This window comes from Wolbachia endosymbiont (group B) of Gerris lacustris, from assembly GCF_964028355.1.
Taxonomy (GTDB): Bacteria; Pseudomonadota; Alphaproteobacteria; order Rickettsiales; family Anaplasmataceae; genus Wolbachia.
The window spans coordinates 856383-874574 of record NZ_OZ034761.1; the positions used below are offsets into that span (position 1 = coordinate 856383).

At 33.6% G+C, this 18192-nt stretch carries 13 protein-coding genes and 1 pseudogene; 10 read left to right on the forward strand and 4 right to left on the reverse strand.

The features are described 5' to 3' along the window. Nucleotides 1-240: 240 nt before the first annotated feature. From clpB to ABWU62_RS04420, 4 genes are read left to right on the forward strand one after another with little or no spacing between them, the layout of a single operon-like run. Nucleotides 241-2793, forward strand: coding sequence for an ATP-dependent chaperone ClpB (gene clpB, locus ABWU62_RS04405; RefSeq protein WP_353287664.1), 2553 nt, complete (start codon nucleotides 241-243; stop codon nucleotides 2791-2793). A gap of 27 nt (nucleotides 2794-2820) precedes the next feature. After that, a complete protein-coding gene (locus ABWU62_RS04410) occupies nucleotides 2821-7455 on the forward strand; it encodes an NAD-glutamate dehydrogenase (RefSeq protein ID WP_353287665.1) in 4635 nt (1544 codons plus the stop codon). A gap of 4 nt (nucleotides 7456-7459) precedes the next feature. Then, on the forward strand, nucleotides 7460-7750 hold the full coding sequence (locus ABWU62_RS04415) for a hypothetical protein (protein ID WP_353287666.1): 291 nt from the start codon (nucleotides 7460-7462) through the stop codon (nucleotides 7748-7750). Then, nucleotides 7722-9098: a PleD family two-component system response regulator gene (locus ABWU62_RS04420; protein WP_353287667.1), complete on the forward strand. Its 1377-nt coding sequence runs from the start codon at nucleotides 7722-7724 to the stop codon at nucleotides 9096-9098. Before ABWU62_RS04415 ends, ABWU62_RS04420 begins: the two co-directional genes overlap by 29 nt. Before the next feature lie 22 nt (nucleotides 9099-9120). Here ABWU62_RS04420 and recO read toward each other — a convergent pair whose 3' ends face one another. Then, nucleotides 9121-9849: a DNA repair protein RecO gene (gene recO, locus ABWU62_RS04425; RefSeq protein ID WP_353287668.1), complete on the reverse strand. Its 729-nt coding sequence runs from the start codon at nucleotides 9847-9849 to the stop codon at nucleotides 9121-9123. Between the two features lie 133 nt (nucleotides 9850-9982). Here recO and ABWU62_RS04430 point away from each other — a divergent pair, with 133 nt between their 5' ends. After that, entirely contained in the window at nucleotides 9983-10573 is a 591-nt protein-coding gene (locus ABWU62_RS04430) for a hypothetical protein (RefSeq protein WP_353288162.1), read from the forward strand. 52 nt (nucleotides 10574-10625) lie between these two features. On the opposite strand, the gene ABWU62_RS04435 is transcribed toward ABWU62_RS04430, so the two are convergent. Beyond that, nucleotides 10626-10964 carry an outer membrane protein assembly factor BamE gene (locus ABWU62_RS04435; RefSeq protein ID WP_353287669.1) on the reverse strand — a complete coding sequence of 113 codons (339 nt, stop codon included), beginning with the start codon at nucleotides 10962-10964 and terminating at the stop codon, nucleotides 10626-10628. A gap of 129 nt (nucleotides 10965-11093) precedes the next feature. On the opposite strand from ABWU62_RS04435, the gene ABWU62_RS04440 reads away from it, so the two are divergent. Further along, a complete protein-coding gene (locus tag ABWU62_RS04440; RefSeq protein ID WP_353287670.1) occupies nucleotides 11094-12089 on the forward strand; it encodes a ribonucleotide-diphosphate reductase subunit beta in 996 nt (331 codons plus the stop codon). 708 nt (nucleotides 12090-12797) lie between these two features. On the opposite strand, the gene ABWU62_RS04445 is transcribed toward ABWU62_RS04440, so the two are convergent. Further along, a complete protein-coding gene (locus ABWU62_RS04445; protein ID WP_353287671.1) occupies nucleotides 12798-13334 on the reverse strand; it encodes a hypothetical protein in 537 nt (178 codons plus the stop codon). Between the two features lie 400 nt (nucleotides 13335-13734). On the opposite strand from ABWU62_RS04445, the gene ABWU62_RS04450 reads away from it, so the two are divergent. From ABWU62_RS04450 to ABWU62_RS04465, 4 genes and pseudogenes are all read left to right on the forward strand, one after another. Continuing rightward, complete coding sequence (locus ABWU62_RS04450; RefSeq protein ID WP_353287672.1) at nucleotides 13735-15045, forward strand: hypothetical protein; 1311 nt, start codon at nucleotides 13735-13737, stop codon at nucleotides 15043-15045. Nucleotides 15046-15073: 28 nt separating this feature from the next. Beyond that, nucleotides 15074-17056, forward strand: coding sequence for a hypothetical protein (locus ABWU62_RS04455; RefSeq protein WP_353287673.1), 1983 nt, complete (start codon nucleotides 15074-15076; stop codon nucleotides 17054-17056). Between the two features lie 31 nt (nucleotides 17057-17087). Continuing rightward, nucleotides 17088-17880, forward strand: a protein-coding gene (locus ABWU62_RS04460) for an IS5 family transposase (protein WP_087740684.1) whose coding sequence is annotated in 2 segments (ribosomal slippage) — nucleotides 17088-17351 and nucleotides 17353-17880 — 792 coding nt in all. Because the reading frame shifts where the segments join, the coding sequence is not laid out codon by codon here. Nucleotides 17881-17887: 7 nt separating this feature from the next. Further along, nucleotides 17888-18028, forward strand: a pseudogene (locus tag ABWU62_RS04465) (IS256 family transposase); the annotation flags it as partial. Nucleotides 18029-18038: 10 nt separating this feature from the next. Here the strand turns inward: ABWU62_RS04465 and ABWU62_RS04470 are convergent. Then, nucleotides 18039-18185, reverse strand: a complete 147-nt coding sequence (locus tag ABWU62_RS04470; RefSeq protein WP_410542183.1) for a hypothetical protein — start codon at nucleotides 18183-18185, stop codon at nucleotides 18039-18041. Nucleotides 18186-18192 lie beyond the last annotated feature (7 nt).

An 18192-nucleotide genomic window follows, 5' to 3' on the forward strand; every position in this document is an offset into this window, starting at 1 on the left:
TTAAAATTATTGATATTCATTACTTTTTTGTAAAAAAATTAAGCTATATGCTTTATATCTTAACATTAATTTAGTTTTAAAAACAAATTAATATTTTAATATAAGGTTTATCTTTTGTAGAGAATTTGCTTTTTCTTGTTTTATATGAGCTTAGAAAATTTTTATTGATAAATGACTTTAGGTTTAAAATTGAGGAAGTGGTTGCTATATATATCAGCAAGTATGAGTTAAATTTATATTATGGACTTGAATAAATTTACAGAAAAAGCAAGAAGCCTAATTCAAAGTGCTCAAATGAAAGCATTGGGAACCGGGCATCAGATTTTTATGCCTGAACATTTACTTAAAGTAATGCTTGAAGATGAATCGAGTTTAGTTCAAGACTTGATAAGTGCCTGTGGTGGAAATGTGCAGAATATTTCTAATGCTGTTGATAGTGCAATTAAAAAATTTCCAGTAGTTGAAGGGCCAGGGAGTGGCGGCCTTCAGCTTTCAAGAGAGGTAGCAAAAGTTTTTGAGGATTCAATCGGTATTGCGAGGAGGAATAAAGATACATTTGTTACTGTTGAGCGTTTACTGCAGGGCCTTGCTGCACAAAAAGATGGTAAAATTCTTGCGGAGAATGGTGTTACACCGCAAAAATTGAACTCAGTTATTGCAGAAATGAGAAAAGGTAGCAGTGCAGACTCGCCAAATAGCGAGGAAAAATTAAATGTGGCAAAGAGATATACAAAAGATATTACAGAGCTTGCTATGCAAGGTAAGCTTGACCCTGTAATTGGTCGTGATGAAGAAATCAGAAGAACTATGCAGGTATCGCTTAGGCGAACAAAGAATAATCCGGTGCTGATAGGTGAACCTGGTGTTGGGAAAACTGCAATAGTTGAGGGGCTGGCAAACAGAATTGTTGCAAATGATGTACCACTTGGTTTGCACGATGCAAAAATTTTAGCTTTGGACCTTGGTGCATTAATTGCTGGAACAAAGTTTAGAGGGGAGTTTGAAGAAAGACTAAAAGCAGTGATCAATGAAATTTCAAAAGCAGAGGGGAAAGTTATCTTATTTATAGATGAGCTTCATACTTTAGTTGGAGCAGGAGCAACAAGTGGTGCAATGGATGCTTCAAATTTGCTAAAGCCTGCTCTTGCGCGTGGAGAAATTCGCTGTATAGGGGCTACAACTTTAGACGAATATCGTGAACATATAGAGAAAGACCCTGCGCTTGCGAGGCGTTTCCAGTCTGTGTTTATTTCTCAACCAACTGAGGCTGATACCATTTCAATATTAAGGGGTTTAAAGGAAAGATATGAGGTGCACCACGGTATTAGGATCACAGACGGTGCGATAATCGCTGCTGCAACGCTTTCTAATAGATATATAACAGATAGGTTTTTACCTGATAAAGCGATCGATTTAATTGATGAGGCAGCAAGTAGGGTTAGAATTGAAATGGACAGCAAGCCTGAGGTTGTTGATGAGCTTGAGAGAAAAATTATACAGCTAAAAATTGAGTCAGAAGCTTTGAAAAAAGAAAGTGATGAGAATTCTAAACAGCGCTTAAGGAAGATAAATGAGGAAATTGAAAGTCTAAATAGTAAATTTGCTGATTTAAACAGTAAATGGCAGATGGAAAAGAGTAAAATAGCTAAAATACAGGAAACTGCTGAAAAATTGGATAACGCGAGAAAGGAGCTGGAATTAGCTCAGCGCAATGGAAATTTAGGAAGGGCAGGGGAATTAATGTATGGTGTGATTCCTCAACTTGAAAATGAGTTGAAAAATCAGGAGAAAGTTACTGATAGCTTCCTAAAGAAAGAAGTTACCGAGAATGATATTGCAAATATTGTTTCGAAATGGACAGGCATTCCTGTTGATAATATGATGCACAGTGAAAAGGAAAAACTTCTCAATATGGAGAATGAAATAGGAAGAAGAGTAATAGGGCAGAAAGATGCAATTGAAGCGATAAGTAATGCAGTAAGGCGCTCTCGCTCTGGTGTTCAGGATACTAATCGACCTTTTGGTTCATTCTTATTTTTAGGTCCAACTGGAGTTGGGAAAACAGAGTTGGCAAAAGCTCTTGCTGAATTTCTGTTTGATGATCAAGGAGCACTTCTGCGCTTTGATATGTCAGAGTATATGGAAAAACACTCCGTTTCAAAGCTGATTGGTGCGCCTCCAGGATATGTTGGTTATGAACAAGGTGGTAGGTTAACTGAGGCAGTGAGGAGAAGACCATATCAGGTGATTTTGTTTGATGAGATAGAAAAGGCAAATCCAGATATATTTAATATATTGTTGCAGATCTTGGATGAGGGTAGACTTACCGATAGCCATGGTAAATTGATTGATTTTCGCAATACCATACTGATTCTAACTTCTAACCTTGGTGCTGAGGTGATGTTCAGAGGAACTGCTGAATCTGTAAAAGATGAGGTGATGAAAATAGTTAAGTCAGCATTTCGTCCAGAATTTTTAAATAGACTAGATGAAATTATTATATTCCACAGTTTAACCAAAGATGACATTTATAAAATTATAGATGTTCGATTCTCTTATTTACAAAAGATGCTTGCTAAGCGTAAACTGAGTATTAGTTTATTGCAAGAAGCTAAGGAGCTAATATCACGAACTGGCTATGACCCTGAATATGGAGCGCGTCCTTTGAAAAGGGTAATACAAGAATGCATTCAAAATAATCTAGCTAAGCTGATTTTATCAGGGGAAATAGTAGAAGGAGATGAGCTAATAGTGTATGCTTCTGGTAACGAAATCTTAGTTAAAAAGATCTAAATTCGCTGTATATTTTTGTTTTGAAAAATGTGTATAAATCATAATGTTAATGCTGAGTCTTTATTTAAGCTAGTTGATCAAGGGAATAAGAAAGAGAAAGAAAAAATTAAAGAGTTTATAAAATACTTTTACAATTTTGTCTATAATAGCGATCTAAAAGTCAACGATAAATTTCTTTTATACATTGCAGAAGATGCATACAACTTCATTCTTAAAAAAGAAAAAGAAGAAAGTAAATTGGCAGTAAGTAATGTAAATGATATTTCAGGAATAGAAGGCAATTTCACTATAATTAAAATCACAAATGATGACATGCCTTTTTTAGTGGATTCTGTAATTTCCACTATTAAATCACACGATTTAACTATATGCTATTATAGTAATAACATAATTAATGTTCAAAGAAAAAATAGCCTAATAGATAGGATTTGTTCCTTGAAAGAAAGTAATGAAATCAAAGAGTCAGTAATATATGTAATCATTAAAGGCATAAGTGATAGTTTTGTTGATACATTAGAAGAATCTCTACAAAAGACGCTGAAAGCAGTTAACTGCGTTGTAAAAGACTGGCAGTTGATGCTCAAGAAGCTTCTTGAGCATCCGGCATTGGATGTTGGAGGCAGAGATTTTCTAGCTTGGTTGAAAAATAACAATTTTGTATTTTTAGGTTATCAAGAATGCATTGCTAATAAAGATGGAAAGCTTGTTCTAAGTAATGGGGAAAATCTCGGTTTAATGAGAGCAAGTGAAGAGTATCAGAATTCATTGATTTTTTCTGAAAGTTTGAATTTTTTATACATACTAAGATCAGACCTAATCTCAATAGTTCATCGGCGTACTTATATAAATTGTATAGGAGTGAAAGAATTTAATGACCAGGGTAATGTGGTAAAGGAACGGCGTTTTTTCGGGTTATTTACTTCTATAGCAGAAGTGCAAGATATTCGAACTATTCCGGTAATAAAGGATAAGGTTACAACAATAGAAAAAAAGGCAGGATTTGTTCCTGATGGCCATAATAATAAAGCTTTAGTTTCCATTTTACAGGCATTTTCTTGTGATGAATTATTCCAATCAAATGAAGACGAGTTATTTGAAACTTGTACCTCGATCATGTCTCTTGCGATTAGACCAAGAGTCAAGTTATTTTTGAGAAAGGTAGGGAACTTTATTAGTTGCATAGTACTGATACCGATGCGTTATGCTAGTGCAAGGCTAATGTTTAAGATACGTGATATATTAAAAGATGAAACGAATGCGGAAAGTTCAGATATTTATAACAATCACATTATCAATGAATATGATTTGATGAAATTACATGTAGTACTAAAGGCCAAAAATGCTAGCGTTTTTGATGATCGTATAGAAAATAAATTAAGAAACATTACAGAAGAATGGGAAGATCGTTTTATAGACAATTTATATAATACTTTTAGCACCGTTGAGGACATATTCATCCGCTATTGTAAGGCGTTTCCGATAAGCTACCAAGAGAATTTTGAACCTCATGATGCATATTACGACATGAAAAAATTGGAGATAGTAAGGAAGAAAGAAGTAAGTGAGGTTGATTTGAGACTTACTTGTGACAATCTTAACTATCAGTTAAAAGTTTACACTCCAAGCAATGGTGGTCTTGAATTATCAAAGATATTGAAAATTACTAAGAATTTAGGAGCAAAAATTCTATCTCATAATGGTTATTACATAGAAATCAATGGTGGAATATGGATACACCACTTTGTGTTGTCAAGAGTCGATGAGTTAATAAGTGACATTACTCTGAAAGAGCAATTTGAAATAACGCTTGCAAAAGTGTTCAACAAGAAAATTAAAAATGACTATTTCAACAGTTTGATCATTATTGCTGGGCTCAAATGGAAGGAAGTGCTTCTTATTAGGGTGCTAAGTGCCTATCTAGAGCAGACGTTATTTAACTATAACCCAGAATATATCCAAAAAGTGGTCTCAGAGTACCCAAAAATAGTGAAATATCTGATACAGCTATTTCGTGCAAGATTCAATCCTAATATAGATATTGATAGAGCAGAAACTACTAACATTTTCCAGGAAAAAATTGAAGAACTACTAAAAGAGATCAGCAACGTTTCACATGATTACGTTTTGCGTTCGATATTTAACTTGATAATGGCAATTGTGAGAACCAGTTATTATCAAGATGATAAGCCATACTTATCTATCAAATTTGATTCAAGTAAAATAAATGGTTTACCTGACCCGCGCCCATACCGTGAATTGTATGTTTATTCAAACCTTTTTGAGGGAATACATCTAAGAGGAGGGAAGTTGGCTCGTGGTGGTTTGAGGTGGTCGGATAGGACGGAAGATTTTCGCACTGAAGTTTTGGGACTCATGAAAGCCCAGATGACAAAAAATGCGGTTATTGTACCTGTTGGTGCAAAGGGTGGGTTTGTAATTAAGCAAGTTTATAAAGACAAAGATACTTTAAGAGAGAAAGGTGTTGAGTGTTATAAGAATTTTATCAGAGGAATGCTTGATATTACTGATAATGTGGTTGATGGTAAAATAATTCCACCAAAGAATATCATTAGATATGACGAAGATGATCCATATTTGGTAGTTGCAGCAGATAAAGGTACTGCTTCATTTTCTGATTATGCCAACCAAATAGCCTCTGAATATAATTTTTGGCTTGGAGATGCATTTGCATCTGGTGGATCAGCAGGTTATGACCATAAAAAGATGGGTATTACAGCAAAAGGTGCGTGGATTGCAGCACAAAGGCATTTTTGGAGAATGAATAGGGATATTTGCCAGGATGCAACTGTAATTGGGATTGGAGATATGGCTGGCGATCTATTTGGAAACGGCATGCTGCTTTCAAAAAATATACATTTAATCGGCGCATTTAACCATATGCATATTTTTATTGACCCAAACCCTGATGCAGAAAAGAGTTTCGCAGAGCGTAAACGCCTTTTTGAGTTACCATTTTCAACTTGGATGGATTATAACAAAGATTTGATTTCTAAGGGTGGAGGAGTATTTGAGCGTAGCAGCAAGCAAGTAAATATTTCTCAAGAAATGAAAAAGTGCTTTGATATAACGGAAGATATGTTATCTCCAAATGACTTGATCCGATATCTGCTAAAAGCAAAAGTGGACTTCATATGGAATGGAGGAATTGGTACATTTGTCAAGGCAAAGAGTGAAAGCCATAGCATAGTTGGTGATAAAGCAAACGATGAGTTGAGAGTAAATGGTCAGGATATTAGAGCTTCTATGTTTATAGAGGGCGGCAATCTTGGTTGCACACAGCTTGGAAGGGTAGAGTATGCTAAAATAGGTGGGTATATCAATGCAGATTTTGTTGATAATTCAGCAGGAGTAATATGTTCTGACCTTGAAGTTAATATCAAAATTGCTTTTATGAAAGGAAGGAAAATTTCCTTAGAAAAAAGGAATGAAATACTGGCTAGCATGATAGATGAAGTTGCATTTAAGGTACTTGAAAACCATAATAGGATTGAAACAAAAGCATTGCTCCTTGAGTGCTTGCAAGCTAAAGAAAGATTGGAACAGCACCATAGATTATTACTCAATTTAGAGAAATCTGGTTTATTAAATCGAGATGTAGAATTTCTTCCAGATGAAGAAGAGGTAGCGAGAATGTTAGAAGGCTTCAGTTCTCCTCAGCTTTCTGTTCTGATGTCTTATTCAAGAACAGCAATAAAAAATGAAATTATATACTCTGAGCTACCTGAAAAAGATTTCTTGTGCCGTGATTACTTACTAAATTACTTTCCACAAAAGATGGTAACAGAGTTCAAGGATTCCATATTGAAACACCAACTTCGCAGGGAAATTATTTCCACTTGCATTGCAAATGATGTAATAAATAGGATGGGCTGTATATTTATTAATAATTTGGTTGAGAGTACTGGCATTAAAGTATATGAAGCAGTTAACATATATATTGTTATTAATCACCTATATAATTTAAATAGCCTTTGGCAGGGAATTGATGAATTAGATGGAAAAATTGATGCAGATTCGTACTTGCAAGTAGTGAGAAGCGTGCAAAAATTTATTGGTAGAGTATCATTTTGGTTAGTAAAAAATCTTGGTGAGCTTAATCTTGCAGAGCTAGATGATATTACAAAATTTAGGGGTACAATTGAAACTTTAGGCCATGATATTTTAGATGATCGCCTATTAAAGATCTATAATCATGGATTAACCTCTTTGATAGAGCTTAACATAAATAAAGATCTAGCAAAAAGAGTTGCTGATCTACGTATTCTTATTTATGCGCTGGACGTTATATCTATTGCTGAACAGACATCTTTATCTATTTTTGAAGCTGGTAGAATATACTTTGAATTAAAGTCGCTACTAAAATTCTATATGATTAGAACATTTGCTGTCAAGATGAAAAGCCATTCTTCCTATTGGGATCGCAGCTTAATAAATGACTTATTGGATGATTTAAGCAATTATCATCATAAGCTAGCCGTTAAAGTTATAAAAGCTGCTGATAATCATGTACAAACTTGGGTTCTTAATGATAAGGATGATATAGAACGTTACAATAGTTTTTTAGATGAGATGGTTGCTTCTAAACTTGATTTGAGTAAATTAATACTCATAATCAGGAGAGTTAAAGTACTTGCTTCATAGGAAAATGTTTAATATAGGTCTTTCAGAAATTTTAGTTGTAGCTTTAGTGAGTATAATTGTTCTTGATAAAAGTAAAGTACCTGTATTTCTTAATCTTATTAAAAATATATATAGGTATTTTGTGGTTGTAAAATCAAGAGTTAGGAAATTGTTGAAGGATACTGGAATTAAAGAATTATATGAAGAGCATAACGTTAAAAAAGTCAATTACATAATTGGTGAAGATGGCAAGCTTTATCCTACTTACAATGTAGATAATACAAAAAATGACAGCAAAAATCCTAGTAGTAGATGATATACCATCTAATGTTAAGCTTTTGGAGGCTCAGCTAAAAGCAGAATACTATACAGTTATTGTAGCTCATGATGGCGAGGAGGCGATAGATTTAGTAGCGGAACAGCAGCCAGATATTATCTTACTTGATGTCATGATGCCAAAAATGAGTGGTTTTGAGGTTTGTAAGCAGCTAAAGAATGATCCCTTAACGACTTATATTCCAATAATTATGGTAACTGCGCTGCATGACACTCATGATAGAGTGCAAGGAATTAATGCTGGTGCGGATGACTTTCTAACTAAGCCGATAGATGAAACTGCTTTATCTGCAAGAATTAAGTCTCTTGTACGCTTAAAGATGATAATAGATGAGTTGTGCTTGAGAGGAGAAACTAATGCTGAGATTGGTGGAGTAGCAGAAAGCAGTATTATGGATTATTCTAATCAGATTTTTGATGCTAACATACTTGTTGTAGATGAAGACACCTTTCAAGCAGAGCAGATACATAATGTTCTAAAGCAACGCTTCAGATCAATTAAAATACTGCACGATCCAAAAGAAGCATTGAAGGTTGGTATTAAGGATAATTACGACCTGATTATTTCTGACATGCAATTTTCAAAAACTGACGGCCTACGTTTGTGTTCTAAGTTTCGTAGTAAAGTAGAAACACGTTATACACCAATTCTGATCCTTTCTGAAGATTATGATAAAAGCAATTTAGTAAAGGCACTTGATGTAGGTGCTAATGATTATTTAACAGTACCTTTAGATGAGAGTGAATTAATAGCTAGGGTTAATTCGCAAGTGAAACGCAAAAGATATCAAGATGCCTTGAGAATGAATTTATTTAATAATGTGGAGATGTCTATAAAGGATCCATTAACTAACTGTTATAATAGAAGATATTTTGATGCACACTTAAGAAATATTGTTAAGGATTCTTTGGAAAAAGATAGAAGTTTATCTCTTATGATACTTGATATAGATTATTTTAAGATGGTGAATGATAACTTTGGGCATAATGCTGGAGATGAACTTTTAAAGGAAATACAGAAAAGAATTTCTGAAAATATCAGAGTGACAGATTTACTAGCTAGGTTTGGTGGTGAGGAATTTGTTGTTGTAATGCCAGATACCAATGTATCAGGTGCGTGTACTATTGCAGAGAGAATAAGAAAAATTATTGCCAAAGAACCTTTTATACTTGTGGGTAAAAATACAACCCATAATGTAACTGTGAGCATTGGAATTTCAGCAATGCAAAGATCTGACCTTGATGATGTTAAAAAATTTATAGTACGTGCTGACAAATATTTATATAAAGCAAAAAACAGTGGTAGAAATAGAGTGGTTACTGGTTGAAGTTCTTTCAAATAGGTAGTAACTAAGATTCAAATGATAGCATAAAATTTCTCAACTCTGGAAATTTTGCATTTAACTGCAGAAATAGATATTTATTTAAAAAATACCCTGTAATTTTTAGTCCTAGTCTGAATTCTTGATATGAGTAGCTGTTTTGTAGGTTGTTATTGTATACATCATGCAACATCTGTGGAAAAGGTAGTAGTTTATCTGCATAACAGTCACCTACTTTTTTTGACACTGCTCTACCAGTTTTTGGAGAAATAAATTGTAGATTTTCTTTCACACCTGTTACAGCACATTTTGATAGGTCTAACTTAAATCCAAGTTGCGCAAGAAGGAGAAGCTCTAAGTTAAGGTAATGACTTTGCCAAGATTGGCTATTGTGTTTTATTACATCGATGAAGTGTCTAAAATTATCATACAACTTGATACAGGCTTCACTTTCTGGAAGCACTTTTTCTAATATAGACGAGAAAGAAACAATAGCAATGCTTTTTAACCTATCTTGAAAGAAATGATGAAATGGAGATTCAATCAATTCGCACTTTAAAAAACCTAGATTTTCAGGTAGCTTAGCACTCCATTCTGCATGTAATAGATTACTTATTTGAAACTTATAATTGCTATTGTTTGTTAACCTAGTTAATCCTCTGCACTTTCCATGATTTTTTGTGAATAGAGAAAGAATTAAATTTTTATCACCGTATTTTTTAGCAGCTATAATAACACCTTCATCTTTCCATCTCATTTAGGGTATATTGACCGTATGATATTATAGAGATAGTAAAATTAGTGTAGCAAATTTGAGTTTAAGTCAACTGAAATATATTGACTTTATGTGCAATATTAGCTTTAAACCAGTAAAACAAGCTGCTCAACATATGCGCCCTCTCTATTTTAATTATATTCTTCTTTTGTCTCTATGTTATTTTTTGCTTTTTTCAATGAAAGCCCAAACGGATGATTCGTCAGTTATTCCTATACCACAAAGAAAAAAAGAATTAGTTGAGGTAGTACAACCGAGGCAAATTATTGAAATACAGGAAATTGATGAGGGTATTCCAATTCCCAAAAGAAAAAAGGGTGTAGAAAGAAAGCTAAGAGAAGACATCAAAGAGGTGAAAAATGAAATAAGAGATAAGAAAAACATTGAGAACAAAGATGATGAATTGGTTGTAACAGAAATTATTAATTCTATAAGGGATAAACTGACAGAGTGTTGGAGCATTCCTGAGGGCATAGTTTATAAAGAAAATTTTAGTATAAAAATTAACTTATTATTATCCAGTAAAGGCGAGATCGTTGTAGCCAACGTAGCAGATAGTAGTTCTTATCAAAATAATCCTCTTTTTAGATCAGCAGCAGATAATGCAATGCGTGCAGTGTATAAATGTAGCCCGCTAATTGGCTTACCTGCTGAGCAGCATCACATTTGGCGTGAAGTCACGTTAGATTTTATTCTAAATAGGTGAATTTACGTTACCTAAATTAGTTACTTGTGATGAAAAATGGATCAGCAAATTTTCAATCAACAACAGCTAAAGACCTTTTTGCAACGTTGATTTCTCTTATATCTGTAACTTCATCATTCTGATTAAACGAAATTTGCAGAGACTTACTACTGTACTTCCTTTTTCCCAAGAAGTTAGCTTGTTTAATTTTATATGAGACATAGTACCAAATATTTTCGTCGAACTTTGATACTAATGTTGGCGATCCTAAAGTATGAACCACTTTTTCTCTATCATCACCTACTTTTATTTTGCTCCACAGTTCAACATTAATACCAGGAACTCCGTGATTATAGATAGTGTGCATGCAGCCTACTGAAAACAGTAAAACTGAAAATATTAATACTCGCATTTTGTCAATTAATTATTTGAAATCATGATACACTGATAAACTATCTGTCGTCAAATTTCAAAAAAGTTAAATTGACTGATTCTCAATATCATTTAATATAATATTTACTTCAAAATAATTAGGTATCTTATGTCATTGCTAGAAGCAGATCCAATATACAAGCCTTTTAATTATCCTTGGGCATATGATGCGTGGTTGCAGCAACAAAGGATACACTGGATACCTGAAGAAGTTCCGCTTGCTGATGATGTGAAAGATTGGAAAACTAAACTTTCGAATGTAGAGAAAAATTTATTGACCCAGATTTTTAGGTTTTTTACTCAAGCAGATATTGAAGTAAATAACTGCTATATGAGGCATTATTCAAATATATTTAAGCCAACAGAAATATGTATGATGCTTGCAAGCTTTTCCAATATGGAGACTATACACATTGCAGCCTATTCATACCTTCTAGATACGATTGGCATGCCAGAAAGTGAATATCAAGCATTCTTAAAATATGATGCTATGAGAAAGAAGTATGAATACATGTTAGAATTTGAGGAAAGTAAAAAGCACGATAAAAAACATGTTGCTAAAACTTTAGCAGTATTTGGTGCCTTCACTGAAGGGTTGCAGTTATTTGCATCATTTGCAATTTTGCTCAATTTTCAACGTTTTGGAAAAATGAAAGGTATGGGGCAAATAATTGCTTGGTCAGCACGTGACGAAACCTTGCACACCAATTCAATTATCAATTTGTTCAATACGTTTATTAAAGAGAATAATGAAATTTGGAATGATGAGTTCAAAGAAGAATTATATTCTGTATGTCGCACTATTGTTGAACTTGAAGATGAATTTATAAGTCTTGCTTTTGATTTAGGAGATGTTGAAGGGCTATCTGCAGAGGAAGTGCGCAATTATATACGTTACATAGCAAACAGAAGGTTAACGCAATTAGGTCTTAAATCTATATATAATGTTAAAGATAACCCTATTCCGTGGCTTGATGAAATACTAAATGGCGTGGAACATACAAATTTCTTTGAAAATAGAGTAACAGAGTATAGCCGTGCAGCAACTCAAGGCACTTGGGAGGAAGCTTTTGCTAAAAACGATACAAAAAGTGAAGAGCAGTAACTTCACCCTTTTTTATCGTTTCAACGGAAGCTTGCGCTCAATTGACTTCTCTCGTGCCTTTATTCGCCTTCTAGAGCTCATTTGCGCCTGCACAGGTTCTGTCGCATCTATAAATCAATCCACTTTTTCACAAAATATTTTCAACAAAAACGTAAGTCAATTAGTATCACAAAAGTTTTAATTATTTACTTTTCCAAAAAACATAAAAAAGATCGTATATTTGTGAGAACAAGCTGCGTAAAAATAAGGTTATAAAAATAGAATTTTGAAATCCTTGGAAAAAAGTTACACAAAACAGTTCGTATGTAGATTTAGCGAAAGTAAGGCAATATAGCTGATTTTAGCGTATGGTAGAATCGCCATATAAAAAAGTTCATATGTATCACTTGGTAGACCAATGCATCCCAAGAAAAACACTTCTCACTTTTCTTGGTTTTGACCACTGGAAATGGTTATATTACTTAATTTATTAGCGATATATAATATTAAATTAATATTAATTCATTCAACAATAAGTATTAAGATAAACTTATAAAAACAGAATTTAAAACAAATAAAACATCATGTATCGAGCATATTTAAGAGGCTCTTATTGAAAGTTATTGGAAGAATTTTCTACAATATTACTGGCCCTTTAATTTAACCAACAAGTAACAAAAACTTTTATAGGGATCACAGCAAGTAATCCTTTTGTACCTTTTAGTGGACTTATTTATTAATATTAAATTTTGCATTTCTTATAATATTATTCACAGTTTCAATATCATCATTAAAAGAGCAATATGCATTTTCTACTGAAGTTTTACCATCAACGAAGTAGTTATAAGGATTTGTCATACGTGAATGAATGTCAAAGAAAACGCACTTGCCATCAATCATACCTCTGTATATATATGTATCATAAGCAGTACCTGCTGCACCTTCACCTGCATAAAGATATATAAAGTGATACCCATCTATCAATATTTTATCTGGTAAAACTTTTTCCTTACTGTTAAAACTCATGAATGTTGGGTAACTACTATAACATGTTTCTTCTAAAACATCACCCTTGCTAATTAGCACATCCCCTCTTATACAGTAGTGGTAGATATCAGACTTATCAATTTCGAATGAGACAACTTTTCTTGAGTCTTTTATGAGAGAGTCATTTTTGTAATGAGCTATCAGGGCAGTATTGTCATCATCTATAATCATATTACTAGGTAGTGGTAGCTGCAAACCACTGTCTTGATCGTAAAACATATCTGTTTTTTCCTGTGCAAGAAGCTGCAAATAAAAAAAAAGAACGAAGATCAAAATTCTAAATAAAGAAATACTATACATCTGCAAAACTAAAGTTAAAGAAAAATCTCTTTCTAATCATACAGGTTACTTTAATTCTCTTCTACTCTATTTACTGATATGCGTTGAACCTATAGTTTGAAAAAATTTAAACCAAATTCCAAAAATGTGTATAGCTAATAAAAGACCTTATATAAGCCTATTAAGAGCCTTTTACTGAAAACCACTTTAGGTTAGAAAATTTTTCTAAAATAGTGATTGACAGGTTACAAAGGTGGAGTATGATGTTGAAATTAGTATAGAGTTTATAAATTATTATAGCTCTATATCTTAATATGGTTTTGTTTGTGAGGTAAGAATTATGGACTGTGATGAACTCAGAAAAGCTGTTTTCTCTATTATTAAAGATGATGATCCTTATAAAGAATCTAAACAACTTCAATTGAAAAATTGGTGCGGTGCATTTTTGGAAATATTTGACAGTTGGGGTGAAAAAAAACTTCCGTTCTTTTTGGATATATTATCAAATGAAGAATGTTGGGAAAAAACTGATACAATACATGGTATCAAACTCAATAGAAGAGTAGTGGCTAAAAAGATGATAGAACCAAAAAGTTCTAAGGGTATAAGTAATCCACTAGATGACTTTGATCGTTACCAGGTTGCATGTTGGTGTTGCTTAGAAGAAGACATAATCTCTCTATTTGAACATTTTAAACGGGAAGATGAAATAAATGAGGGAGATTCAGATGCATTAAAAAAGTTAGTCAAATCAGTAAGTGGGAGTTGGTATACGGACACAATGATGCAATTTTGGTCACATTTCGTTAGTGGATATATTTCAGAGTTAGATCTAAAAGATCAGCATCCGTATGTGTTTGGTTTAAACCGTGCAGCGATGAGCTCAGATAGAAGACGTGTAGAAGCAGTAGAGTTCTTTTGGGATAAGATAAAATCATTACCTGAAAGTGAGTTAAGTGCTCAGGAAAAAGATGAAGTTTTCATGAAAATTGCAGTGCATGCAGCACACGATAATGGATATCCTGATGTGTTTGAATTTTGTTTAAGTAAGATAAGTCCTGATAAATATCCAGAGCTTTTGAAAAGAGATTTGGAGAAAAATCGTTATTATGGTTCTTTAGGTAGAATGTTAGAAATGTCTAACTTTGATCAATTTCAAAGATTATTCGACTGCTTAAAGCCAAGTGATGTGGTCGTAGATCGTTATTATTGTACCTGGTTAAGAAATATAAAAATTGGAGGTTATTCAGGACAATACTTAAATGCAGGTGTGAAGCTTTTGATGCATATGTTGATGAAAGATGGGCTTGATAGTCATCGTACCTCAGCATTAAATGAAGAAATGATGAACAATTCTACCTTTCAAGGGAAGTTGTTATTACCCTTAGTTGAAAAAGGCTGTATGCAATCATTATGGACAATATTAGATAAAGCTAATTCTAATCAAATCAAGGAATTTATGTTTTCTAGAAAAGCAGATTATATACGTTCTCTTTTAGAACAAAGAGATGATAATTTATTAAATAAATTTTTAGCCTATGGTGAGTCTATAGAGAAAAATCTTGATCAGGATAGTGTAAGTGCTGATTTGGCTGAAGTTAAGTTAAGTAAAGTACATGATCAATCTGATGTGGGGTTAGGTGATCATTAAAACATTATATGTCTAAAAGGAGGGTTATATGCCTAAAAGAAAGCAAGGAGAAACACAAGATGGAGGAGTACAGGATTTTGAGTTAATACAGCTACTTATTCAAGAGGTATATTCTGGTAAGGGGGCTAGTGCAAGTGTTGCGCAAAGGGGCAAGTTTGAGTCTTTTGAGGCAAGGTTTCAATCATATATTGACCAAATTCCATCATATTTACATTCAGTAAGCAAAGAAGGTTTTTTCCCTCATTTTTTCTTAGGAAGCTTTTCTATCTTGCCGGATACACAAATTGCAGAAAAATTAGGTGTTAAAAAAGTTTACTTTCGTTTTGACACTGCAAAAACATTAAAAGTAGTAGTTGTTAAAAATAGCCAAATTAGAAGTGATGCGGATGCTATTCAAGGTATAGGGCTATTTTCTATTTCAGAGGATGTTAATTCTCGCCATCAATTTACTTCTGGTGAATTGGAATATATATTAAGAGAAAATTCACATCCCGATATCGAAAGAGAAAACAAGATCGGTAAGGTTCGAGGTATTAAAGATAGAGTTAAAGGTACGGTAAAATCTAAGTTAGTGCAAATCAATAAAAGTGAAAAGAGTATTTCTGTTGAAACACAAGACAAAGAAATAGTTGACTCTGCTGCTAGTCACAGATTTCATGAAATAAAAAAAGAGGAAGGAATATGGAAAGATCTAAATGATAATACAAAAAGCAAGCCTGAAGATTATATAGCTGAGTTAACTGATTCTGATGCAAGTAAAGTTGAAGAATTTTCCAAGAAAGTCATTGATAGAATCAGTAAAGTTCACTCAAAACACAAGGGCTCGTTTGTTTATGCTGATCAAGCAAGAGAAGCAGCACATCATGGGTTTGTAGCAGGAGCTTTAGTAAATTTTCGCTATAGACATAATCTTAGGGTTTACTTAGAGCAATTTGCAGGAAGAGGTTATGCTGATATTGTTCTAGTGCCTCGTGGTAAGGATAGGTCATTAAACGCTGTTCCCATTATTATTGAATTAAAAGCAGGAACAGGTACTCGTACAACACCAGATGATGCATTAGAGCAAGCAAAAGATTATGCAAAAGGTTTTCAGCCAAACACAATGCGTGTTTTAACCGTTTCAGATAATGTGTTATGTGTAGGGTTAAATTTGGATTCAGCTGAAGGTGAAAAGTTTTCAATGCATATATCTCCACCTGCTGACAGGAAGCCTGCACGACCTACGATACAGAAACTTCTAGAAGTAACTTCAAGTTGGAGTGGTGAAGAAAGTGCGATCGCTGATCTTAAAAAGGAAATAAAGCAGCCACTAGAACGTATTTATCACACATTTCCTGGTACGCCAGAGAAAGGAGGTAATTACTTCAGTAGATTCATGTTAGGGCAACTTCTTCTTGCTAATGAGTTCAAAAGAGTAGATCTAAAGAGATTTATATTTTTATACGATGAATACTCACTCGATTCTACCACAAAATCCGGAAAGCCTGTAACAACTTTTACGTTGGTTAGAGGAGGTCGTAATGAAGAGGTATTTATTTTTCATATTAGAGAAGGAGGAAGAGGGGATCGTAGCAGTAAAAAGATACTTATGCCTGATCGCTTAACAGAACAAAGCAAAATCACAGAGGTGTATATAAGTTTAAGTGAGCAAAAGAAGTCAGATTTTTTTAACATAGAGGAAGTTAATAGGTATGACTCCTTGAGTGAATATAAAAAAGGAAAAGATTTTTTCAAAGGAAAATTAAAAGAAGTTCCCTATCTTAATGGATTGAGAGAAGCATTTGATGAAGCGTTCAAGTCTCAAATTACTCCTGCAGTAGGTAAGGTTCTATCAGTAGATAAATATGATTCACTAACAAAGAAAGTTGGAGAAGGGATGTTTTCTTTTAAGGATTTTATTGGTGAAGAGGCTCATTTTCAAGGAGTGTTACATGGGGCGTTTAGTTATTATAGTGATTTAAAATTAAAAGAATCTCCTAAGAACCTGTACATGATCTCAAGAAAGGAATAAACTAAGAGATAATGTATATAAGTTAGGATATATGAGGAGTGTATACCCAAGTGATATAAGTCGGGAAAGATTTGAGATTATATTACCAGATCTAGAATCCTGTAGAAAAAAAACAAAACCAAGAAAACTGGATTTATATGAGTTATTTTGCGGTGTACTTTATGTGCTAAAAAGTGGCTGTCAGTGGCGAATGCTACCAAAAGAGTTTCCAAAATGGCGCAATTGTTACGATTACTTCAAGAGATGGAGTAAAAAACCGAATGAAGATAGAGAAAGTGTTCTAGAAATTGTCTTAAAAAAAATTAGTTGGAGAGGTTCGTTTCAACAGTGGTCGGAATACAAAAACAAGCTTCTGCATCATTGATGCTCAAAGTGTAAAAAACACCGATATTGCTGAAGAAAAAGGTTATGATGCCGGCAAGAAAATTTCAGGAATAAAGCGTCATATTGCAGTAGATACGCAAGGTTTGCCACATGCAATTTATATTACTACAGCTAATATCGGAGATCGTACTGCTGCTGTAGAGATGATTTGTAACGCAAGAAAAAATCTTTCCGAAGTTCAAAATATACTAGTTGATGCAGGTTATACAGGAGAAAATTTTGCAACTCAAATAAAAACGACTATTGGTGCAACCGTTGAAGTAATAAAACGAAGTGAATTACATACCTTTGTTGTATTGCCAAAAAGGTGGGTTGTAGAGCGTTCTTTTGCTTGGCTGGAAAAGTGTAGACGGTTATGGAAAAATTGCGAGCGTAAACTCAATACTAGCCTACAAATGGTCGTTCTAGCTTTTACTGCCTTGCTCCTCAAAAGATTATGAACAGGCTCTAAAAAGGTTGCTAGAGGCAAGTCTGGAAGGTGAAATAGAAAGCTACATGTCAGCTGAAAGTGAAGAAAATAACCGAAGAAATGGGAGAAACGCAAAAACTTTACGCACGAGTGCAGGCTCATTTGAGCTGCTAATACCAACTCTCATTATTAATGAACCAAATAAGAAGCATTGCAGAGTTGTTTAACCGTGGAAGGGGAAAGAGAGGTAATAAATTTACACAAAGCGCTCTCAAGCAGAACAATTGTATCGTAGATTTTATTGCGCAAAATGTTCTGTTTTATATATAATACCAACTCTCAT